Genomic DNA, 23601 nt, shown 5'->3' on the forward strand with positions numbered 1-23601 from the left:
TAGTTTTTAAAGTGCTGCTAGCTGCTCTTCAACCTCTTGTTGAACACTTAGTACAGCTTCACGTAGTATAGCAATTAGGTCATCTATCTGTGTTTTTGTAATAATCAATGGTGGTGAGAAACATACGATATCTGTATTGTCATAAGTAACTGCACGACATATAACACCACGTTCATGTAAGGCCGCAATAATTCTTGGAGCCACTTTCAACTCGGCAGGGAAGCGTTTATTCGTTAATGGATCTTGTACAAATTCCATCGCTCCGAGTAAACCTAACGTACGAATATCACCTACAATCGTTGATTCCCCTTTAATGGATTTAAATCCTTTTTGTAATTCTCCACCCATTTTAGAGGAGTTATCTACTAGATTTTCACGTTCTAAAATTTCAAGGTTTCTTAGTGCTACAGCCGCACCTGTTGGATGACCACTATAGGTAAAACCATGGAATAATACTCCTTCTGATTTTTCCTTCAGCACATTATGCACGTGGTCGGAAACAATGACACCACCTAGCGGAAAATAGCCACTTGTTACACCTTTTGCAAATGATAATACATCCGGCTCTACTCCATAATTTTCAACACCGAACATTTTCCCTGTGCGTCCAAATCCTGTAATAACCTCATCTGCTATATATAAAATGCCATATTCATTGCATATCTTACGTACTTCCTTGTAGTAATCCTTCGGTGGGATCAATACTCCACCTGCCCCTTGGACAGGTTCTGCCATGAATGCCGCAATCTTTTCTGGTCCTTCAGCTTCAATTACTTCGCGAATGGATTGAATCGATGACTCAGTACCAATTTCATATGGAGATTTTGCATGTATAAATCCTTGCATCAAACTTCCTGCCATGTCCCAAAACTCAGGTATACCTGTTGCACTTGTAGCGCCTGCTGAGACGCCATGATATCCTCGTCGTAATGCAACGATTTTATTTCGCTCGGGTTGACCTTGAATACGCCAATAATGACGTACAATTTTTATCGCTGAGTCATTTGACTCTGAACCACCTGATGTAAAGAACACCGCATTTAAACTAGGTGGAGCTAAATCAGCAATTTTCTTTGCTAGACGAATTGCTGGCTCATTACTAAAATTCGAAAAACATGAACTGTATGCTAATTGTTCCATCTGGTCTTTTGCCGCTTCTGCTATTTCTTTGCGACCGTGCCCAATGTTAACATTCCAAAGCGACGACATAGCATCTATATATCTCGTACCATCTTTACTTGTTAGATATATCCCTTCACCCTTATCGAAAATCACTTTTGGTCCATTCGCTTGTTGCTCTTGAATTGATGAGGTTGGATGAATAAAATGCTTTTTGTCCCATTCGTTTAAAGTTGTCATCTGTATTCCTCCTGTTTTTAAATATCTTTTATTGAAGTGATGGCATAACCGTAAACTACACATGATGTACTGAATGATGTCTTGTTTTTGCTAAAGGAATGTTAACCTCCCTTCTTAACTGCATAAAAAAAGCCAATTCAAAAAGACTACAGATAGATATCTGTGAGTCAAATTGAACTGGCTTATATCTGCGACGAAAAACCTGGTTTTGGCTTTTAACAGATTAGGCAGTCATATTTGTAAACTCAAGCACTTTACTATTTATATTTTAGGGCTACCTTCAACACTTACCCTTAATACATATTATCGTCTATGAATTACAAATATTCAAACTATTAATCATCGATTTTATAAATTACTTTACGAGATTACTCGTTAGACTTTGTTTATGTTATAAAAACCATCTCCATAGTCCTCTTCTATCCTTTTACAATATTAGTTGAACGATGCATAGTTTCTTTAATGGATACTCCACGTTTTTTCATTTCTTCCATGTATTTTTCACCTGGAACTACTTTCTCTGGTGGATATACTCCACGTTTTGAAATCGTACCATCGCCTACTAACTGAGCAACTACTGAAATTGTATTTGCAGTTGCTAGAGCCATTGCTGTTTCATTGGTTTCTTTGTCTTTCTTAATAATCAATTCGTATTCGTACGAAACTAGTTCCTCACTTTTTTCGCCTGAAACAATCACCCGTAATAATACCGCATCTGATTTATTACCAAGGGACATTTTAGTTTGTAGCACTTCACGTAAAACATCACGCGCTTTGATAACTTGACCATCTAGATTAACCGTTGTCTCTTTATTTGTTAAACCTAGATCTACAAGTAACTGGAATTTTTCTGCATGACCTTGATAGCGAATTGTTTTATATTCCAACGTGTTCACATTTGGGAAGGTCTGTGCTAAAGTAGATAATCCACCTGAAGTATGGAAAGCCTCTAGCCCGGTAAAGCCATCAAAATAAACCTTTTCAATCTCTGACAATGAAGCAATTTCCTGCAATTTCCCACCACGAATAACATGAGAAGAATCAGTATAGTGATCGAATACCCCTTCTAGAGAAAACACAATGTTATAATCCAACGGTGGTTCTTTTTCTACCGGAATTCCTCCAACAAAGATTTTAATCGATTTGACGCTATTTAATTTTGATGCACCATAGCCCGTTAAAATATTGATCATTCCAGGTGCAACACCTAGGTCAGGAATTAATGTAACGCCTTTTTCCTTAGCATCCTCAGATAGCTCTAAAACAGCATTTGTTGCACCGCCAATGTGACCACCAAGATCGACTGAATGCACACCCACTTCAATTGCCATACGTGCAACTTTTTCGTTAAATGTATAAAATAGAGCGTTAATCACAACATCTGCTTTTGCCATAATCCATTTTAACTCCGCATCATCGTTGGCATCTAGATGTAGCACTTCTAATTTATCTGACTTCAATAACTCAGCGAATAATGTTGTTTGACCGACATCTAAGTCTGCTAAGTACACTTTTTCAACTTTGTCACTTTTAACTAAATCACGCGCAACCTCTTTCCCCATTAAACCTGCACCTAATACTGCTACTTTCATCTGAATGTCCCCTTTCTTTGTTATTATTCCGTATCAATTTGTGCCCGTTGCAACTTGCCACTGTAATCAATGTAAATACTCTTCCATTCCGTATAGACATCCAGTGCTGCAACACCAGAATCACGATGACCATTTCCTGTTCCTTTTGTGCCACCAAACGGTAGATGAATTTCTGCTCCAGTTGTACCAGCATTGACGTATACAATACCCGTATCTAAATCACGCTGCGCTTGGAATGCTCGATTAATATCCTGTGTAAAGATAGAACTTGAAAGTCCAAACTGCACACTGTTATTAACTTCAATAGCTTCTTCTAAACTTTCTACTTCTATCAATGAGACAACTGGTCCGAAAATCTCTTCTTGTGCAATACGAGCATCCCATTTCACATCGGTAAATAATGTTGGTGCGTAATAAAAACCTTGATCGAAAGGAGATCCCGTTAGTATATTGCCTCCTGCAAGTAACTTCGCACCTTCCTGACGGCCTATTTCTACATAGCTATTAATCTTGTGTAATGCAGTTTTATTAATAACAGGACCAATTTTTACCGACTCATCTAAACCATCACCTATTGTTAATAGTTGCATAGCTGTTAGGAGGCGTTCTTCCAGCTCTGCTTTTACATCTTTATGCACAATTACTCGACTACATGCCGTACAACGTTGACCCGCTGTACCAAATGCACTCCACAAAATACCTTCAACAGCGAGTTCTAAATCAGCATCATCCATTACTATCACTGCATTTTTGCCACCCATTTCTAAAGAAACTTTCTTTAAATGACGGCCGCCCAACTCTGCTACCTTGCTACCTGTAGCAGTTGAACCTGTGAACGAAATGACTTTGACATCTGGATGCTCGATTAATGCTGTTCCTACTTCTGAACCTGAACCAAAGACAACATTAGCGACGCCTTCTGGTAAACCTACTTCTTCAAAAATTTTCGCCATTTCATAAGCCATCATCGGCGTTTCTGTAGCAGGTTTCCAAATGAATGTGTTCCCAGCAACAATTGCAGGGAAGGATTTCCAAGTTGCGATTGCTACAGGGAAATTCCAAGGTGTAATTAGTCCGACGACACCAATTGGAGCACGGACACTCATAGCAAATTTATTGGCTAACTCTGACGGAGTTGTTTCCCCAAACAAACGTCGCCCTTCTCCAGCCATATAAAATGCCATATCAATGCCCTCTTGTACCTCGCCTCGACCTTCTTCAATAACTTTTCCCATCTCTTTCGTAAGTACCTGAGCTAAATGTTCTTTCTTTTCTTTCATTCTTAAGCCAATTGCATACAAATAATCTGCGCGTTTTGGTGCTGGTACTAGTGCCCAACTTTTTTGTGCCTTTTTTGCAACAGCTACTGCTTGCTCCACAGCTCCTGTTGAAGACATAGGTACTTGAGCTAATTCCTCACCATTTGCAGGATTAATAACGGGTACGAATTTCAAATCTTCAGAGGTTCCCCATTGACCTCCGATAAAATTTTGCAACTTCACTGCTACTCCCCCTTTTAAATGAAAACGCTTTCTCTGTATATATTTTCTACAAAATACCTAAATATCCTTTATTTTTATTAAAATTGCAGTCAATTTATTTTTTCCTGAAAATTGACGAAACCTTTTAAAATCTCAAATCGTATTAATATTAAATACTAGGCTATAACAATTGGGAGGAAAAAAGATGAATAATCATGAAATTGATTACAAATTATTCGGCGATGACATGCAGTTTGTAGAGGTAGAATTAGATCCACAAGAAACAGTCATTGCAGAAGCTGGTGCATTAATGATGATGGAAGACGGCATTCGCATGGAAACTGTTTTTGGTGATACTTCAAGCGGCGGTGGCGGTTTCATGGGTAAATTAATGGGCGCTGGTAAACGACTTGTAACAGGTGAAAGTTTATTCATCACAACATTCACAAATGAAGGTTATGGAAAAAAACATGTTTCTTTTGCTTCTCCCTACCCTGGGAAAATCATTCCTATGGATCTAAGTAGATATAACGGAAAAATCATTTGCCAAAAAGACGCATTCTTAGCAGCTGCTAAGGGGGTTTCGATCGGCATCGAATTCCAACGTAAATTAGGAACGGGATTTTTCGGTGGTGAAGGTTTCATCATGCAAAAACTAGAAGGTGATGGCATGGCGTTCGTTCACGCAGGCGGTACAATTATTCAAAAGAATCTACAAGTCGGTGAGACATTACGTGTAGATACAGGTTGTCTTGTAGCTATGACAGCAGACGTTGATTACAATATTGAAATGGTCAAAGGTGTAAAAACTGCCCTATTTGGTGGCGAAGGTCTATTCTTCGCTACTCTACGAGGACCAGGAACAGTATGGATCCAATCACTTCCATTCAGCCGTTTAGCGAGTCGTGTATTCGCAGCAGCGCCTCAAGTACCAGGTAACAAATCCGTAGGCGAAGGCGGAATCGGCGGCCTATTTGATATTTTCAACAAATAAGGACGGCAAACTAATTACGAAACACTTTGCAGGACAGAAGCTAGAGTCGACATTTTACTTTAAGCGCTCGTCCATCTTTATTACTCGTATCCAATTCTTATAACTCAACCTACTCTTTCTAAGAGTAGGTTTTTTCTTTAACGCAGTGTTTTTTACCATATTACAGCTCTCCATCAATACTGTACCTAATAATCTATTAGTCACTCTTCACTTCTATTACTCTATTTAAAAATTCTTCTTTTCCTCTTTCCCTTATGATAAACTTACAATAATTTCAAAAAAGGAGTGAACGAATATGAAAAGCACTTTAATGACTTTCAAAGACAACTCGGAGGGCATGCTGTCTTAATAACGAGAGTTTGGCCTCCGTTATTTTACTAACGCGGAGGGAAAAAAATGAAAATACAAAATACTTATTATGCAATCACTAGTTCACGCTCATTGCTTATACAAATGGTATTCACACTGAACGCAATTTATTACGTTATAAATGCAGGATTAAATCCATTACAGCTAGTACTTATTGGAACGATTATGGAGGTAGCTGTATTTCTTTGTGAAATGCCTACTGGTTTAGTTGCCGATCATTTTGGACGAAAACGTTCTCTATTCATCGGGACTTTTATAATTGGCATAGCACACTTACTTGAAGGAATTTTCCCAGCATTTTGGTCAATTGCCATCGCTTCGGGTTTGTGGGGGTTAGGCTGGACATTTATTAGCGGTGCTGAAGAGGCTTGGATTGCTGATGAATTAGAAGGTAGAAATTTAGATTCAGTATTTCTTAAGGGCGCTCAATTTAGATCTTTAGGTCGATTTTTTGGTATTTTGCTTAGTGTTTGTATTGCTACTTTATTTTCAGTGCAAGTAACAATAATTATTGCTGGAATTTTATTAGTACTACTAGCTTTTGGTGCATTATTCACAATGCCGGAGACAAAGTTCGTCAAAATCTCACGAAAAAAAGATATTTCCGCCATACATCATCTAATAACAACAATTCGACATGGTGCGCGTCAAATTAAAGGAAATACAATGCTCGTGAGTATCGCGATTATAACTATACTTTTGGGATTGGCGAGTGAAGGATTCGATCGACTATGGGGTGCTCATTTTATTGAAGACTTCCATATACCTGAGGCTGAATCTATCTACTGGTTTGGTGCTTTCTATGCAGTAGCATTTTTATTAAACATTGTTGTTTTAAGATTTGTAGAGCGTCGTTTTAATAAAAATTACCCTGTAATTCTTTTGATTAGCAATGGTTTATTAATTTTTGCAATGCTTGCATTTGCCTTTAGTTCAAACTTTTTGCTGGCTCTTATAACTTTCTGGATAGCAGGTACGCTACGTGATGTTAACTATCCGTTAATGAGTGTAATGACGAATGAAAGATTGGAAGCAAAGGGTCGAGCAACTGCTTTATCTATGTTCGGACAACTTGATGCTATTGGACAAATTGCTGGGGGACCTATTATTGGACTATTAGCACTTTATACAACAATCGCTAGTGGTATCGCATCTACTGTGGTATTTATTTTACCGATTTTATTCTTCTTAGTACTGATGCAAAGAAAGATTAACAATTTTAGTTAGATGTTTTTCGCAAAAAAATGTGCCGAGGATTCCAATATCCTTCTAGGCACATTTTTGCTTTATTTCACTGGATTCTTTATTTCTTTTCCTTGTAAACAGGCTGCAATTGACTCTGTATTTTTTGCCATCATATTATTTCTAGTACGAATTGAAGCACTACCTATATGAGGAAGCACTACAACATTTGGTAATGTTAATAAAGGATGATCAGTTGGGACAGGCTCTGTTTCAAAAACATCAAGTCCTGCTGCCCAAATTTCTTTATTTAATAACGCCTCATATAACGCTTGCTCATCTACAACTCCACCACGTGCAACATTAATAAGAATTGCGCTGTTTTTCATCAATGCTATTTCACTTTTACCGATTAAGCCCTTTGTTTCAGGTGTTAACGGAGTTAATAGCACAACAAAATCCGATTCTTTCAGTAATGTATCTAGCTCCGCATACTCAAAACCATACTTCTCTTCAGCTTCAGGCTTTCTTGTACGATTATGATATAAAATTCTCATATCAAAACCCATTCCGCGTCTTGCTACCGCCTCTCCGATACGCCCCATTCCTACGACACCTAAAGTTGCACCATGAATGTCCATCCCTGTTAATTGGTTAACAGACCAACCTGTCCATTTACCATTTCGTACTTCACGCTCTGCTTCTGGGATTCTACGAGCTGTTGCTAGCATTAGAGCAAATGCTAAATCCGCTGTAGTTCCTGTTAAGACATCGGGTGTATTCGTTACAATAACACCTTTTTCCTTTGCAGCTTTAATATCAATATTATTATAGCCAACTGCTAGGTTAGCGATTATTTTTAACTTTGGCGCCACTTCAATAACTTCACGCGTTATTTGATCAGATATCATGACCCACATTGCATCCGCTTCACCAGCTGCTTGTTTCAATTCTTCAGCGGGCATCGGTTGATCCGCAGATGACCACATCTTCACTTCAGCTATTTCACGGAGTGGTGATATGCTCTCCTCTGGTAATTGTCTAGTAATCCAAACTAACGGTTTCATCTAAATTGCCTCCTTTAAAGAACTTAGTGAAAGCTTATCATATTCTCAAAGTGCTCCGATTAAAAAGCATAAAAAAACTATCTTAATAGATAAATTTAACATTTCTATTAATACAGTAATATTCATTAAAACTTTCTCACCGTTGTTTCTAATTCTGTAGCAGCTTGTTTTAATTGTTCTGAAGTTTCACCTATAGTTGTTACGACATTCGATAGAATATCCATTCGTTGTTCTACCTCTTGAAAATCTTGGATGGTTATATTTACAGCCTTACCGATGTTCTCAAATTCTTGCATCGATCTTTCATTTTCTTCAATACCATTAGTTACAAGGTTTTGTATATCTTGAATAGCTGTAACTACTTGACTGGTTACACCACTGGATACACCGATTAAACTTGCAATTTGTTCGACAGATTTCTTCGTTTGATCTGCAAGTTTACGTACTTCATCAGCCACAACAGCAAATCCTTTACCATGCTCACCAGCTCTAGCAGCTTCAATAGCTGAATTTAATGCCAGCAAATTTGTTTGTCCTGCAATATTTTTTACAATCTCGATTACTGCTTGAATTTCAGATGAAGATGCGTCTAGCGCATGAATCATTTTTGACATTTCATTCGTTTTTTCATTAATTTCATTTGTATGTTTTTTTAGTAGAAGCATTTGCTCGTATCCTTTTTCGGATGCTTCTCGAGTACCTTTTGCATCTTGAATACTGCTCTTCACATGTTTATTCACTTCACTAGTACTTGCAATTAATGTCTCAACAGACTCTGAAGTATGTAAAGAATGCGATTCTAAGTTACTAGAAATACTACCCATAACATTTTTTACATACATACGCGTTTTTTCTTGTTGTTGTTCTAATAATTGATTTGAAAATTGATCGTATTCTTCAAGGACGATTTGTTGTTCAAAGCTAATTAATTTTTTCACAGAATCAATAACATTACGTTCTAAGGTAGTCTCCAACTCTAAGCCATATATTTTCTCGATTAAATTATGTTCTAATTTTTGGAATGCAGCTAAATACCATTTTGGATATAATCCAATTCGAACATGCACTTTCGCTACACGAGTGCGTTTTTCGATAAATGTATCATCAATAATCCCATCGAACATTTCAATTACATGTTGTCGTAATGTTTGACGTAACCTTTCACCAGAGCTATGTTGCTGAATAAGTTCCTTCATAGAAGCGACGGTTTCAATTGATGCATAGAATTGCTCTACAACTTCGACTATATGTTTCTCCACTGTAGGTTTCAATTGACGTGCGATACGTAAATCTTCATTTGTTAAGTTTAATAAATCTATTTGGTGTAGACGTTCCTGATCGCTTATAAAAACCCCAGTTTTCGTTATGTCCACTTCCGGAAGAATCATCTTATTTACCTTATTACGTTTGAACGACAACATAAACTTAGCCCACCCCTAAAATATCTATACTTTTTACTAAACTATATCAAAAAACACACCTTTATATCTATTATTACGATATTTATTTAATAAGTTTTTTCTATCATAATTATAGATAGGTCTAAAGACTATGTGTACAACAAAAAAATGAGCGCTGTCTAAAGCGCCCATCTTCATATTATTATTTCACTTTTTATAGTTCATCAAAACCATTATCTTGAACATTTACCTTCACATATTGACGAGAACGTTGTTCGAAGAAGTCAGTTTTCCCTAAATCAACATCTTCATAAGCTTTGATCCATTTCATTGGATTTTTGCGGTAGCCTTCGAAAGGTCTTTCATAGCCTAATTGTGAACAGCGTACATTCGTATAAAAATAAATATAATCTTCTACATCATCTACATCTAAGCCATCAATTTTGTCTCCAATGACTTCATGTGCCCATTCAATTTCAAGTGCAGCTGCTTCACGGAAAATATCTTCCACTTGCTTAGCACGCTCTGGCGTATCGTATTCAGGATATTCTTCCAACAATTCTTTATAGATTTTAACGAATAGGTCAACATGAAGTTGTTCGTCACGGTTTATATAATTAATCATCGTACTCGTTGCTACCATCTTTTGGTTTCGTGCTAAATGATAGAAGAATGCAAAGCCAGAATAGAAGAATAAACCTTCTAAAATGACGTCATAGACGATGGAATTTAACATATGGTCGATATTAGGCTCTTCAGAAAATGTTTTATATCCTTTAATAACAAAGTCATTTCGTTTTTCAAGGACTGGTTCTGTACGCCAGAAATCAAATACTTTATCTTGCTCATCTTTTGATACTAAACTTGAAAGAATATATGAATAAGAATGATTATGAATTACTTCCTGCTGTGCAAGGATAATCATTAAAGCATTTAAGCTAGAATCTGTTAAATAATCTGCCACTTTTCCTGCATAGTCTGTTTGAACGCTGTCTAACATTGCAAGTAATCCAATTGTTTTCATAAATGCTTCTTTTTCATTCGCTGTTAATGTTGGGAACTCTTTAATGTCGTTCCCCATATTGATTTCGAAAGGAGTCCAAAAGTTACCTAGCATCTTTTTATATTTTGGATATGCCCAGCTAAAACGAACATCATCCCAGTTTAATATATTTGAAGAGCTCCCGTTTACAATACCTGTCGAACGGTTTGGAGCTGTTTTATCCATTAATTTTCGTTTTTCTAGTTTTGTCATCGTTAGTTCCTCCTAGCTTGCACATGATTCACATTCTAATAATTCAACCGACGTTGAGCGAACGTAGTATGTCGTTTTAATGCCTAGTTTCCAAGCATTTAAGTGCAATTCTAATAATTCTTTAGCCTTTACCGTGTTTTGTACATATATATTCAACGAAATACCTTGGTCAATATGACGAGCACGTGCTGCGTTTTGTTTTAAAGTCCAATTTTGATCAATAAAGTAAGCAGATTTGTAATACCAAGTTGTTTCTTGGTTCAAATCAGGAACAGTTACCGGGATCTTATAATCCTTTTTCTCTTCAGAATACGATTTTTGGAAAATTGGATCGATACTCGCCGTACTTCCTGCAATAATTGATGTTGATGAGTTCGGCGCAATAGCCATTACATAGCCGTTACGCATACCATTTTCAGCAACTGCTTGTTGTAATGTAGCCCACTTTTCGCCTTTATATTGGCGCTTTGTGAAGTATTCTCCTGTTTGCCAGTCCGAACCTTCAAATAATGGATATTGACCTTTTTCTTTTGCTAATTCCATTGATGCTTGTATTGTTAAATAAGCAATTTGCTCGTAAAGCTTGTCCGCAAATTCTACAGACTCTTCAGATTCCCATGCAATACTCTTCAGTGCCAATAAGTGATGCCAACCGAATGTACCAAGACCAATACCACGATAACGTGCATTTGTACGTTCTGCCTGAGGAACAGGAATACGATTTAAGTCGATAACATTATCTAACATACGCACTTGAATTGGGATTAATCTTTCTAAAGCTTCAGCAGGTACAGCTCGTCCAAGATTGATAGATGATAAGTTACATACAACGAAATCTCCAGGTTTGCGGCGCGTTACAATAACATCATCTTCTAATGTAATTGATTCGAACTTAGTAGCGCTCATGTTTTGGAAAATTTCCGTACATAAATTACTTGAGTAAATCATACCTTCATGCTTATTTGGGTTTTTACGGTTTACTTCATCACGGTAGAACATGAACGGCACACCAGTTTCTAATTGGCTACGCATAATACGTTTCATGATATCAATTGCTGGTACAGCTTCACGCGTTAATATTGGGTTCGCTAAGCAAGCTTCGTATTTCTCTCGGAATGATCCTTGTCCACGTTTTTCGTCATAGTAATCTTCTAGATTAAAGCCCATTACTTCGCGAATTTCATGCGGGTCAAATAAGTACCAATCTTCACGTGCTTCAACAGCCTCCATGAAAATATCAGGTAAACTAACGCCTGTGAAAATATCATGTGCGCGCATACGTTCATCACCGTTATTTAATTTCAAATCAAGGAATGGGAATATATCTTTATGCCAAATATCAAGATAAATAGCAATCGCGCCTTGGCGTTGACCTAATTGATCTACTGATACTGCTGTATTATTCAATTGTTTAATCCAAGGAACAACACCACTTGAAGCTCCTTTGAAGCCACGAATAGATGATCCACGACTACGTACTTTCCCCATATAGACACCGATACCACCGCCAAATTTCGAAAGTGTCGCAACATCAGTATTTGAATCATAAATACTTTGTAAACTGTCATCTACTGTATCGATAAAGCAACTTGATAATTGACCATGCGTTTTACCTGCATTTGATAATGTAGGAGTAGCAGTCGTCATATATAAATTACTCATTGCCCAGTAAGACTCTTTAATTTTCGCAAGGCGATCTGTTTTTTCATTTTGCATAAGTGTCATCGCTATAATCATCCAACGCTCTTGGGGCAATTCAATTGGTGTTTTGTCATAATCTCGCGTAACATAACGGTCCAATAATGTTTTCAATCCGATATATGTAAAGATTTCATCTCGTTTAGGTTCAAGCATTAGACCAATTTCTTCAAGTTCCTGTTTTGTATATGATTTTGTTAAAGCTGGATCATATAAACCTTTTTCGACAAGCTTCTCAACTTGTATAGCAAATGCTGTGTATACCTGTCCTACTTCTAATTGGCGTACTGTAGATGCTTCTCTATAAACACCCGCCAATAATAAGCGAGCTGCAACGAATGTCCAATATGTGTCTTCTTCATCTAAAAAGCTTAACGCTTCTAAGCTCATCGCCTTTGTCCATTCAGCGTCAGTTCCTTCTGGATTCTTATTTTCCCAGCGTTCAGACTTTCTAATAAGCTGGCTAATTTCTTCTCTACCAAACTCTTCCTCTAATTGAGATAATAATATTGCTCTTTCATATGTCATTAATTGGACCATATTGTCGTCTCCTTTTTTACAAATATAAAAAGCGATGAATCTGCCTTCTTCGGCAGAGCCATCGCTCTAGGTTTTAAAATTGGAAGCAGGCGAAATCACAACAAAAAAATACTTTTGTAATCAAAAGTAAATTGTTCAATGTAAAGTCTCTCGCTTCAACTCCTCAACCCCCGAAGAAAGTGTCGTCATGCGAAAAAGGCAGGTCTACTGGCTCATGCATCATCCAATTGTCATCCTTCCCAAGCATTGCTCAGTGGTTAATTGACAGTTGTCCGCATTCACAGTTGCGGGGACAGCTTCGGTTTCTCTTCCGAATTCCCTTTTAAACCGTATATGGTACCTTTTTTCGCTCACATACTATATATTGTGTTTTATTGATTAATCTAATCTAACATATTGTGTTCCTATCAGACAAGTAGAATCGTAAAATTAAAGTAAATGAAAGCAAAAGACCTACGAAAAATGTTTTATAATTTCCTATAAAGTCTATTTTATTTTTACAAAACAGTAGGTTAGGATTGTTTTTAAGTATGAAAATAATAAAAAACTACCCAAAATTATATTTTAGGTAGCCAAAGAACTATTTTATTAAAGATTAGTCGTCTTCATACTCTTTTTCGAAATCAAGAATGGCACCAGTCTTAGCGTCAATTTCTAATTCGTATTCATACATGCCATCTTTTACTTCAATTTCATAAACGCCATCTTCTTCATCTAATTCAATTTTAGTAATTGTTCCTTTTGCTTTTGTTAAAGCAATTTGAGAAGCTTTTTGCTCACCGATGAAAGTTGTTGTTGGATTTGGTACTTTTGTAATTCTTTCTTTATCTGTAATCATAGCTTTCCCAGTTACTGCATCGACATCGATATCATATTCATAATCAGCAGTTAAAATCTCAAATTCATATACGCCATCTTCACGGTCATATCCTGCTTTTTTTACTGTACCATTAACATTTTGTAAAGCAATTTCTTTGGCTTTTGTAATGCCTATTACTTTTGCAGGTGTTGAAGGATTTGCTGAATCGCCAGTGTTAGGAGTATTTGGTTTAGTAGTTGTGATTACATCGTCAGCTACTTCTGATTCTTTTTTAAGGATTTTCCCTGTTTTTGCATCGATTTCAAAATCATATTCTGTTGTACCATTAATAATTTCGATTTCGTATACGCCATCACTTTTATCTAGTTTGGCTTTTTGTACAGTACCACCAACATTATTTAAAGCTATTTGCTTCGCTTTCTCTAAACCAATCACTTTTCCAGTTACTACTTTTTTTGAAATTCTCTCTTTTTCTTTTTTCACAATTTTCCCTGTGTACGCATTGATATCAAAATCGTATTCATATCCAGCTCTAATGATTTCAATTTCGTAAATACCATCTTCACGATCTAACTTCGCTTTTTTTACAGAGCCCTTAACCGATTTCAATGCTATTTCTTTCGCTTTTGCTAAACCAATTACTTTTTTATTATTTACTGAATTAGAAACTTTTGTAGTCTCTGTTTTCTTCTCTAGTAACTTTCCCGTTTTAGCATCTAATGTTAATTCGTATTCTTTACTTTTGCCTCGCACATCAATTTCATATACTTGAACACCTTTTTCTTTGTCCAACTCTACTTTGTATACTGTACCTTTTACGTAGCTAAGTGCTTTTTTCGTAATTTCTTCTGACGATAAAATTTTACCTGAGTTAGTTTGAATGCCCGCTGCCGCAACTACTCCAGATACTGCAAGTGACCCCGTAATTGCTAATGCTGTAATCATTTTTTTCATAATTAAGTTCCTCCTCTTTGTTGATACTTATACTTTACACAATGAAAATGAAAGAATAAGGAGAATAAGATTAGAATTTGATGAGAAATTATTAATCCCACGTAATGGATAACACTTTGCCGGAAATAGCATGGATTTGAAATACTGCATCTTTGTCGTTACCTTCAATCTCCACTAAATAATATCCGCCATCACTCGTATCGTAAAAAGAAATTTCTTCTACAGTTCCATTCAGTTTTTTCTTAGCAATAGTAATCACTTGTTCCTTAGATAAAAGTGAAGAATCTTGCTCTGCATCTGCTTGAATTTCTGATAAAACTTCCCCATTAATTGCATCTATTAATAAGTTAATATGCTCTTTACCATTTACTACTTCTATTTGGAATACGGGGTCTTCCTTATTTGTATTGAGTGAGATTTTTTTTATATTCCCGTCATATTGTTCTTTTATAATTTTTCGTATTTCAGTTTCTGGTAGATATTTTATTTTTTCTTTAACAGCTGTTTTTTTCTGCTTCATCAATAAGATTTTGCCTGATTCAGCATCAACTTCGAGTTGATAAAGCTTGCTATTTCTTTGAAGCTGCACTCGATATTGATCGTTTATAGTAAGGAAAGAGATAATTTCCCCTCCATACATCGTTTCAATATTATTATAAATTTCCTCAGTTGTAAGAGGTGTTTCTTTCGTTAGTTTATTCCAAATCATGATACTAAGAATCGTCGCAATAATGATGAGTGTCACAATGAATAGTATTGATAGCTTTTCGCGAATGCGCATATCATCGTTCCCCCTCATTACTATTTTCAAATCGCAAGACGATTGTAGTTCCTTCACCTAGCGTACTTAATACAGTAATATTAATTGCTAAACGCTCAGCAAGCTCATGTGCAATAGCTAGTCCTAAACCCGTACCACCGGTTTTGCGATTGCGATCCTCACTAACACGATAAAAACGATCAAATAAATGTGGAATATTCTCTTGGGCAATGCCTTGACCAAAATCTTGAATGCGAACGACTAATTGCGATCCCTCTTTTGCTATGCTTACATTAATTTCACGTTCACTATAATGGCGTGCATTTTCTAAGAAAATAAAGAATAGCTGTTTAATTTTTTGTTCATCCGTTTTCGATATAACTGGACCTTTACCTAGTAAGTTAAATTCTCTGCCATAAGCTTGATGCATTTGATGTAATGTATCCTCTAATACTTTATAAATATCAACTGATTCAATGGATAATGGTGATTGTTCTTTATTTTTGGCTAATTCAAGCATTTGTTGAATCATTTCATTCATACGAATGGATTCACTTAAAATTGCTTGTACCGCTTCATTTGCAACTTCTTTATTATCAAAACCACGTCTCTTCAATAGACGAGCATAACTCTCAACTACAGTTAAAGGTGTCTTTAATTCATGAGATGCATTCGAAACGAAATGCTCTTGCTTACGAAAGTTTTGCTCCAACTGGCACATCATCTCATTAAATGTACGACTCATTTCAGCCATTTCATCTCTGCCTTCATTTTCTACATTTATTTTTTCGAAGGTTCCTGACTTTTGGCTTTCCTGCATCGTTGCAATTAGCCGATGAATTGGTTTAGTAACGATACGCCCTAGCGTCATACTTGAGAGCACAATAGGAATTGTCGCAATAATTGTTACACCAAGTAAGACAAGACGTAACAACTCTAAATTTCGCGCTACATCCTTCATGGACTGTAGCATTTGTATGTGTACAACAGAACCGTCAACCCAAATTGCAGGCATACTCATTGATAACACTGGGATACCTTCGTATTTTTCCACTGAATATCGTTTATGCCCATCAATATTGGGATGATAATCCTCAATACCTTCAGTAGATTGTACCGTAACGAGTGATTTACCATTATTATCAACGGCTCTTATTGCACCTCTTGGAGGGATATATGCGCGTAATATAGTAGCTGGGTCATTTACTTTACTTGTCTGGCTAATAGACGTTACAAGTTCTGTTGACTCAGATAATAGTTGATTATACTCTGTGTCATAGGCCATTTTTTCATATAAGAAGTAAATTCCAACCATCGTAAGTACAAGGATAATCAACATAACAAGCGACGAGAAAACATGAATTTTAGTCTTAAGCTTCATTCACCTGCTCCTTTAATACATAACCGACACCACGGACTGTTTGAATAAGTGGTTGTTTACTGCCTTTATCCACCTTCTGACGAATGTAACGAATATAAACATCTACGACATTCGTATCCCCGTAATAATCAAACCCCCATACAGCATCTAAAATTTGCTCTCGTGAAAGAACTTGTTTTGGATTTTTAATTAAATAGAGTAGTAATTCATACTCCCTGGGTGTTAAATCAATTAATTTCCCATTTCTTTTTACTTCACGCGTCTGTTCATGTATAGACAAGTCTGCATACTCATGGAAAAACTCATCTTGTTCTACAGTAACTTCCATTTGCTGAGGTTTAAAACGGAGTGCCGCTCGAATTCGTGCTAGTAATTCATCTATTTCAAAAGGTTTTGTCATGTAATCGTTAGCGCCAAGATCCAGTCCAGCCACTTTATCTTCAACATCACCTTTTGCAGTAAGCATAATAACAGGTGTATTAAATTCTGTTGCACGAATTCGCTTCAATACATCCAGCCCGTTCAAACCTGGAAGCATAATATCCAGTAGTAGGAGATCCCATTGCTGTTCACGGTATAAAATAAGTCCATCTGTTCCTGTATGGGCAATTCCCGTTTCATAACCTTCAAATTCTAATTCCAGTTGTAACACTCGTGCAATTTTTTCCTCATCTTCTATGATTAATATGCGCTCAGCCATTATTCTCACCAACCGTTTTTTATTTCCATAGTATCATGTCATTATGAAAATTCCATGAGAAGGACTATACGTTATACAAATTTCCCAAATAAAAAGAGCCTACCTTTTTTAAAAGGTAGACTCACTTTTCATTAAAACACGATAATTGCTAATACAATCGCTAAAATAATTCGATAGATGGCAAATGGTGTTAATTTTATTTTGTCGATAAGTTTTAAGAAGAATTTAATCGATAATAGTGCAAAAACAAAGGCACTAACGAATCCTACTGCGTAAAATCCAATATGGTCCATCGACATGTACTCCCAGTTTTTCAAAACAGATACTAAGCTAGCCCCTGCCATAATTGGCACTGCCATGATAAATGTAAAATCCGCTGCCGTTTTATGATCTAACCCTAATAATACCCCACCTGAAATGGTCGCACCTGAGCGTGAAAATCCTGGCCATAATGATAAACATTGTACTAAACCAATCTTTAATGCTTGACCATATGAAATTTTATCTAAAGTAGTAACTGTCGGTCTTTTCGGCCCGAATTTATCTGCAACAATCATTAAAATCGCGCCAGCTACTAAGCTGAAAATAACCGGTTTTACTCCAAATAGATAGTCATCGATATAATCTTTGAACGCAAATCCTAAAATAACTGCAGGTAACATTCCTACAATAACATGTATTAAGTTAAATTTACGATTTGCTGGTTGACCTTTAATTTTATAAAGTCCTACTAAACTTAATAATCGTTTCCACATGACTACGACGACCGCTAAAATAGAGCCTAACTGTACGACGATTTTAAATGTATTAGCAGAATACATTCCTAAAAATTCTTCGGTTTTTAACCACATATCATCTACAATGATCATATGTCCTGTAGATGACACTGGTGCAAACTCCGTCATACCTTCTACTAAGCCCAGTATAAGAGCCTTTAATAATTCAATAAAGTCCATAGTATCTCCTTATTCTTTTAATAATTGAAATGCCGAATCCTCACGCCATTTCTAGCTAAACTATCATACCACAATATACCTCGTTTAACTTTTACCATTATGTTAAAAATCACTTACAAAACTCTACGTCTACAACCCACATTTCTGAACGACTATTCGTCCGAATTGGTGGTCCCCAAAATCCGAACCCTGATGACACGATTGTATGCGTTGCTACCTTCAGTTTATAACCATAATCGTGTTCGAATGTTTTTCGTGTAATGTATTGATTCGGCCACATTTGTCCTAAATGTGTATGTCCAGATAAATGTACATCTACACCAAGCTTACTTGGTGTTTCAATATCCGTAGGCGTATGGTCCATTACAATCCAAGGTAACTTGTGATCAACGGTTGTTGCTAACGTTTCTAGCGAAGCTCGATCCGCATTAGTTTTGTCTTCTCTTCCTGTAACATAAAACGAATCTGCCACTAGAATTGTTTCATCTTGTAAAATGTTTACGCCAGATTCAGCCATTTCATGAACAAATAATGGAATTTTACGTCCATAATATTCATGATTACCTAAAACGCCATATACACCATATGTACTTTTCAATTGCTTCATCACTTCACTCATCCCATACTCCACATACCAAATGGGATCATCATCAACTAAATCTCCAACTAGAAAGACAACATCTGGTTTTGCTTCATTAGACAATTTCACAAAACGTTCTAAATGGGTTTTATTCGATAAAATGCCTAAGTGAAAGTCTGAGCCTATAACCATTCTTAATGGCTTTTGTACTGGATTAGCTTTTTGAATTTTAATCGTAAGATTTCTTACAACTGGTGAGTACGCCATATAGCTACCGAAAGCTACAATGATGAGTAATAATACGGCAACAACATAACCCACCCATTTTAGTGTGCCTGGCAAAAGCCATACAAGTAAATTCGCGATTGGGAATAACAACAAACCATACTGAATAACAATCATCCAATAGCTCCCAATAATTTTAAATATACGTAGTTTATGATGAATGCGTTCAATCATAATGCTATAAGCCATTATTGCCCAAATCACTCCAAAAACGACTGGTCCCTCAAAAGAAAAAGTCACATGGAGCCATGTATAGACATTCCAGCCTAAATAAAAAACTATTGAATTATATAGTAGAAACGCGATTAAGCCAAACCCAATTCTTTTACCCATAAAACCCCTCCTTATTCCTGTTAGTATAGCATTTCACTCTAGAAACGACTTGTTAGAAGCATAACTAGTAATTTCTACGTCTCTGGTCTTAGTTGAAAATGCATTTCAAGGCCGTTTGTCCAAAAACAATCCTAGCGTAATATAAAGGTACAAACGAAGGGAGGCACTAACTTATGAAAAAAGTCGGGTTATTTATCATCGGCGTCATCGCCGCTATCACCATTTTATGTTCACTTGGAGCTATGGCAGGATTGGCTATTTCAGCAGCCATCCTATATGCAGGTATTCACTTCTACTTAAAGAGTGAATCAACATTCGCAAAAATCATCTGGGCTCTTGTTGCAATCGCAGGTTTACTAACAGCTGTAGCGAATATCCCTAGCTTTATCGGTTTAATCGCAATCGTTGCACTTTGGTATATTATTCGAAAATGGGACGGTAAAGAAACAACACAAATCATCACTGCAAAAACAGATGATCCATTCACAAATTTTGAAAACCAATGGGATGAATTAACGAAATAAGGAGGAAATTAAAAATGGCAAACTTACTACAACGTTTAAAATATACTCTTGAGGCCGACTTACATTCAGTATTTGATAAAAAGGAAGCTAAAAACCCTATTGCTATGCTAAATCAGTATATCCGTGAAGCAGAAAAGCAAACAGAGCAAACTGGTAAATGGTTAGAACGCCAAGCATCTCTAAAAAAAGAACTTGAAAACGAACTAGCAGTAGCAATCGAAATGTTCATTAAGCGCCAAAAGCAAGCCGAACTGGCGAAGCTAAGTGGCGAAGAAGATTTAATCGGCTTTGCAGAACAAGAAATGTCTGCTTATGCAAACCGACAAATCGTATTAAAAGACAGCATTAACAAAGCAACTGAAGAATTATTTGGCTTGGAACGCAAATACGAAGAAATGAAACATAAAATTAAAGATATGAAAGTCCGTCAGCTCCAATTAATGGGGAAAGAAAATGTCACGCGTGCCCATAATCAGATGGATCGTGTTCTAAATCCAGAAACAAACGGTCAAGTCGGTAAACGTTTAGAAACTTTCGAATCTATGGAAGCTTATATTGAGCGTCTAGGGCAAAAAATTGATCAAGAGCACGAAATCTCATCTATGGAGCAACGACTAGCAATGTTAGAAAAAAATGCGCCACAACCGATTGCAATTAATGAAGAAAAATTAAGCTAATACTAGACTTCTTTGGAAGGCCAGTTATACTAAAAAGGAGAAAGGCAGATGCCCTTCTCCTTTGAGTTTTTCTATTAAATAAACATTATGATGCGAAGAAGGAGGAACAATATGAATCAAATTACAACAAATAAACTGACGATGTTACTTATCATTTCACTATTGCTTGTCTTTATCGAAGTGACGTTTTTCGGTAATGGCAGCATTATTTTCGCCCTTCTTGGCATCGTAATGATTTATATGAGTATTAGTAAACGTCGAAAATGGTTATTTTGGATGGGAACCATTATTAGTATCATTTCATTATTTTCTATGTGGAGTTTACGCTTACTTGTCGTAGCAACACTTATTTATATTTTATGGCAGCTAAAAAAAGGCTCTCCCATCACAATATCACTACCAAAGCAATTTGATTATAATTCAGTAGAAGCTCAACCGATAATTCAAAATAAAGCATTTTCCTTTCAAAAGACTCCAACAAATGCTTATGAATGGCAAGATATACACGTGCAAGGAATCGTTGGAGATTTAACAATTGATACAACACAAACACTTTTGCCGAAAGGTACTTCACTTATATCAGTCCGTCAAGGCTTTGGAAAAGTGAGAATTGCCGTACCATATGAAGTTCCCGTTCGAATTCATTTTAATACTATGGTTGGTGATGTTCAGCTTTTCGGAAACAGAATGCCACGTTTGTGGAATAAAACAATTTCGATGAAGGATGGCTATAATCAAGAGATTGAACATACTGTTGAGCTGATTATTACTGTATCCACTCTATTCGGTGATGTTGAGGTGATTCGTAAATGAGATCACTTTTCCCAAGATTTCTATCCATTTTCCTTATCGAAATTGCGATTGTTTTTTTTATTCTCTTCATTTTATGGGGGCTACCTGAAATAGATACTTGGTCCCCTCTATGGAAGTTATATTACTTGGAATTACCACTTGGTTTGTGGATTTTAACACTACTCGGTGCATTCAGTATTAGTGTTGCTATTTGGTCAATTTCATTGACTCAAAGTAAAGATAAAGAATTAGCAGATGTACTACAAACCTTAATACAAACGGAGAAGAAAACACCTGTCTCAACAAAATATTTATCTAAAATTATTCGTAAATCGATTGTGTCTGTTGAAGACCTAATTATTACACAACGAAAAAGTCTTCAGCGTATTACTAATGAACGTGCGGAGGCAGAAGATAAATTAATTCAAGAGCGGATCATCCAAGAAAGACAAAGACTTGCTCGGGAATTGCATGATTCTGTATCTCAACAATTATTTGCAGCCTCTATGTTGTTATCAACGGTCAATGAAACAGCACCTGAAGATTTACCATTACATTTCACAAAACCATTAAAACAAACAGAGACAATTGTACAACAAGCTCAACTTGAAATGCGCGCATTATTATTACATTTACGACCAGCCGCCCTGCATAACAAATCACTGGCTCAAGGTCTTGAAGATTTACTGTTTGAATTAAAACAAAAGGTTTTCTTTAACATACATCATCGTTTAGAAGAAGTTTCTTTACAAAAAGGTGCAGAAGACCATTTATTTAGAATTGCTCAAGAAACCCTATCCAACACTTTACGACATGCAAAAGCAACTGAAGTTGACATTCTACTAGTAGAACGTGATAATCTTGCTATTTTCCGTGTACAAGACAATGGGGTTGGCTTCCAAGAGTTTGATGAGAAAGCCGGCTCATACGGTTTAAAAAACATTGAAGAACGTGCCATCGAAATTGGTGGTACTTGTAAAATTGTTTCCGTTCCAAATCAAGGAACAGTAATAGAAGTTAAGATTCCAGTAGAGAAGGAGTATGAACCAGATGATTCGAATATTATTAGCGGATGACCACGAAATGGTACGGATTGGTGTATCAGCCTATCTTCAAGCACAACCTGATATGGAGGTAGTTGCAGAAGCTACAAATGGTCAAGAGGCGTTTGACCTGTCGTTAAAACATCGTCCTGATATTATTTTAATGGATATGGTCATGCCCATTATGACAGGTGCAGAAGCTACTGCTGCAATTATTAAAGAGTGGCCACAAGCCAAAATCATGATAGTGACAAGCTTCTTAGATGACGATAAAGTATACCCAGCTTTAGAAGCTGGTGCCATTAGCTACTTGCTCAAAACTACTAATGCAAAGCAAATCGCAGATGCCATCCGCCAAACTGCAAGTGGCACCCCTGTTTTAGAACCTGAAGTAACGAGCAAAATGATGAAGCGTTTACGTCAAACCGATCGTCCTCTTCATGAAGATTTAACAGAACGTGAGCGCGAAATCCTTCTGTTAATTGCTCAAGGAAAGGCAAATCAAGATATTGCAAATGAACTTTTCATTGCTATAAAAACAGTAAAAACACATGTCAGTAATATATTAGCTAAACTTGAAGTACAAGATCGTACTCAAGCAGTCGTATACGCGTTCCAACATCATTTAGTAAAGTAAATGATATTGGCCACAATAATCCATCTAATAAATACCCTGTTTTGTGAAAATAAGTAAGAATATGATATTTTAATACTATGTTTTTTGTGGAATTATCTAAATTTTCCTACGCTTATGAATATAGTCTCTACAAGTCATAATTTTCGTCACACAAAATCACTCTTTTTACCGATTCTAAAATTATTTTATTAGTGTAATATCCAAAATAGTATAATTTATGGA

20 protein-coding genes and 1 riboswitch are annotated in these 23601 nt (G+C 36.4%); of the genes, 7 read left to right on the forward strand and 13 right to left on the reverse strand.

Features of this window, described 5'->3' with window-relative positions; all coding sequences use genetic code 11:
• Nucleotides 1-6: 6 nt before the first annotated feature.
• The 3 genes from MHH98_RS19835 to MHH98_RS19845 form a co-directional block, all read right to left on the reverse strand.
• Nucleotides 7-1359, reverse strand: coding sequence for an aminotransferase family protein (locus MHH98_RS19835; RefSeq protein ID WP_038180357.1), 1353 nt, complete (start codon nucleotides 1357-1359; stop codon nucleotides 7-9).
• Nucleotides 1360-1778: 419 nt separating this feature from the next.
• Entirely contained in the window at nucleotides 1779-2951 is a 1173-nt protein-coding gene (locus MHH98_RS19840) for a saccharopine dehydrogenase family protein (RefSeq protein WP_038180358.1), read from the reverse strand.
• A 23-nt stretch (nucleotides 2952-2974) separates the two neighbouring features.
• Complete coding sequence (locus tag MHH98_RS19845; RefSeq protein WP_038180365.1) at nucleotides 2975-4453, reverse strand: aldehyde dehydrogenase family protein; 1479 nt, start codon at nucleotides 4451-4453, stop codon at nucleotides 2975-2977.
• A gap of 184 nt (nucleotides 4454-4637) precedes the next feature.
• Between MHH98_RS19845 and MHH98_RS19850 the strand changes: the two genes are divergently transcribed.
• Nucleotides 4638-5426, forward strand: a complete 789-nt coding sequence (locus MHH98_RS19850) for a TIGR00266 family protein (protein WP_038180366.1) — start codon at nucleotides 4638-4640, stop codon at nucleotides 5424-5426.
• 396 nt (nucleotides 5427-5822) lie between these two features.
• A complete protein-coding gene (locus tag MHH98_RS19855) occupies nucleotides 5823-7022 on the forward strand; it encodes an MFS transporter (protein ID WP_038180367.1) in 1200 nt (399 codons plus the stop codon).
• 59 nt (nucleotides 7023-7081) lie between these two features.
• Here MHH98_RS19855 and MHH98_RS19860 read toward each other — a convergent pair whose 3' ends face one another.
• From MHH98_RS19860 to MHH98_RS19905, 10 genes are all read right to left on the reverse strand, one after another.
• Nucleotides 7082-8044 (reverse strand): 2-hydroxyacid dehydrogenase, encoded by a 963-nt coding sequence (locus tag MHH98_RS19860; protein ID WP_038180369.1) that lies wholly within the window; start codon nucleotides 8042-8044, stop codon nucleotides 7082-7084.
• A 125-nt stretch (nucleotides 8045-8169) separates the two neighbouring features.
• Nucleotides 8170-9465 (reverse strand): globin-coupled sensor protein, encoded by a 1296-nt coding sequence (locus MHH98_RS19865; protein ID WP_143691039.1) that lies wholly within the window; start codon nucleotides 9463-9465, stop codon nucleotides 8170-8172.
• Between the two features lie 193 nt (nucleotides 9466-9658).
• Nucleotides 9659-10699: a ribonucleotide-diphosphate reductase subunit beta gene (locus tag MHH98_RS19870; protein ID WP_038180371.1), complete on the reverse strand. Its 1041-nt coding sequence runs from the start codon at nucleotides 10697-10699 to the stop codon at nucleotides 9659-9661.
• A 12-nt stretch (nucleotides 10700-10711) separates the two neighbouring features.
• A complete protein-coding gene (locus tag MHH98_RS19875) occupies nucleotides 10712-12937 on the reverse strand; it encodes a ribonucleoside-diphosphate reductase subunit alpha (RefSeq protein WP_038180374.1) in 2226 nt (741 codons plus the stop codon).
• A gap of 180 nt (nucleotides 12938-13117) precedes the next feature.
• Nucleotides 13118-13296, reverse strand: a riboswitch (cobalamin riboswitch).
• 236 nt (nucleotides 13297-13532) lie between these two features.
• Nucleotides 13533-14711, reverse strand: a complete 1179-nt coding sequence (locus tag MHH98_RS19880) for a PepSY domain-containing protein (RefSeq protein ID WP_051448584.1) — start codon at nucleotides 14709-14711, stop codon at nucleotides 13533-13535.
• A 91-nt stretch (nucleotides 14712-14802) separates the two neighbouring features.
• Nucleotides 14803-15492: a PepSY domain-containing protein gene (locus MHH98_RS19885; protein ID WP_051448585.1), complete on the reverse strand. Its 690-nt coding sequence runs from the start codon at nucleotides 15490-15492 to the stop codon at nucleotides 14803-14805.
• A 1-nt stretch (nucleotide 15493) separates the two neighbouring features.
• Nucleotides 15494-16852 (reverse strand): ATP-binding protein, encoded by a 1359-nt coding sequence (locus MHH98_RS19890; protein ID WP_038180375.1) that lies wholly within the window; start codon nucleotides 16850-16852, stop codon nucleotides 15494-15496.
• Nucleotides 16842-17552 (reverse strand): response regulator transcription factor, encoded by a 711-nt coding sequence (locus MHH98_RS19895; RefSeq protein ID WP_038180378.1) that lies wholly within the window; start codon nucleotides 17550-17552, stop codon nucleotides 16842-16844. Before MHH98_RS19895 ends, MHH98_RS19890 begins: the two co-directional genes overlap by 11 nt.
• A 131-nt stretch (nucleotides 17553-17683) precedes the next feature.
• Nucleotides 17684-18508 carry an undecaprenyl-diphosphate phosphatase gene (locus MHH98_RS19900; RefSeq protein WP_038180380.1) on the reverse strand — a complete coding sequence of 275 codons (825 nt, stop codon included), beginning with the start codon at nucleotides 18506-18508 and terminating at the stop codon, nucleotides 17684-17686.
• Between the two features lie 109 nt (nucleotides 18509-18617).
• Nucleotides 18618-19706 carry a metallophosphoesterase gene (locus tag MHH98_RS19905; protein WP_038180383.1) on the reverse strand — a complete coding sequence of 363 codons (1089 nt, stop codon included), beginning with the start codon at nucleotides 19704-19706 and terminating at the stop codon, nucleotides 18618-18620.
• Between the two features lie 173 nt (nucleotides 19707-19879).
• Here MHH98_RS19905 and MHH98_RS19910 point away from each other — a divergent pair, with 173 nt between their 5' ends.
• The 5 genes from MHH98_RS19910 to MHH98_RS19930 all read left to right on the forward strand — a co-directional run bounded on the left by MHH98_RS19910 (nucleotide 19880) and on the right by MHH98_RS19930 (nucleotide 23379).
• Entirely contained in the window at nucleotides 19880-20230 is a 351-nt protein-coding gene (locus MHH98_RS19910; protein ID WP_038180386.1) for a lmo0954 family membrane protein, read from the forward strand.
• Nucleotides 20231-20244: 14 nt separating this feature from the next.
• The gene (locus MHH98_RS19915; protein WP_076065524.1) at nucleotides 20245-20907 is read left to right on the forward strand and encodes a PspA/IM30 family protein; all 663 of its coding nucleotides are present in this window, start codon (nucleotides 20245-20247) and stop codon (nucleotides 20905-20907) included.
• 111 nt (nucleotides 20908-21018) lie between these two features.
• The gene (gene liaF / locus MHH98_RS19920) at nucleotides 21019-21720 is read left to right on the forward strand and encodes a cell wall-active antibiotics response protein LiaF (protein ID WP_038180390.1); all 702 of its coding nucleotides are present in this window, start codon (nucleotides 21019-21021) and stop codon (nucleotides 21718-21720) included.
• On the forward strand, nucleotides 21717-22775 hold the full coding sequence (locus tag MHH98_RS19925; protein WP_038180392.1) for a sensor histidine kinase: 1059 nt from the start codon (nucleotides 21717-21719) through the stop codon (nucleotides 22773-22775). Before liaF ends, MHH98_RS19925 begins: the two co-directional genes overlap by 4 nt.
• On the forward strand, nucleotides 22750-23379 hold the full coding sequence (locus tag MHH98_RS19930) for a response regulator (RefSeq protein WP_038180393.1): 630 nt from the start codon (nucleotides 22750-22752) through the stop codon (nucleotides 23377-23379). Before MHH98_RS19925 ends, MHH98_RS19930 begins: the two co-directional genes overlap by 26 nt.
• The last annotated feature ends 222 nt before the right edge of the window (nucleotides 23380-23601 follow it).

This window comes from Viridibacillus sp. FSL H8-0110, assembly GCF_038003565.1.
GTDB lineage: Bacteria > Bacillota > Bacilli > Bacillales_A > Planococcaceae > Viridibacillus > Viridibacillus arenosi.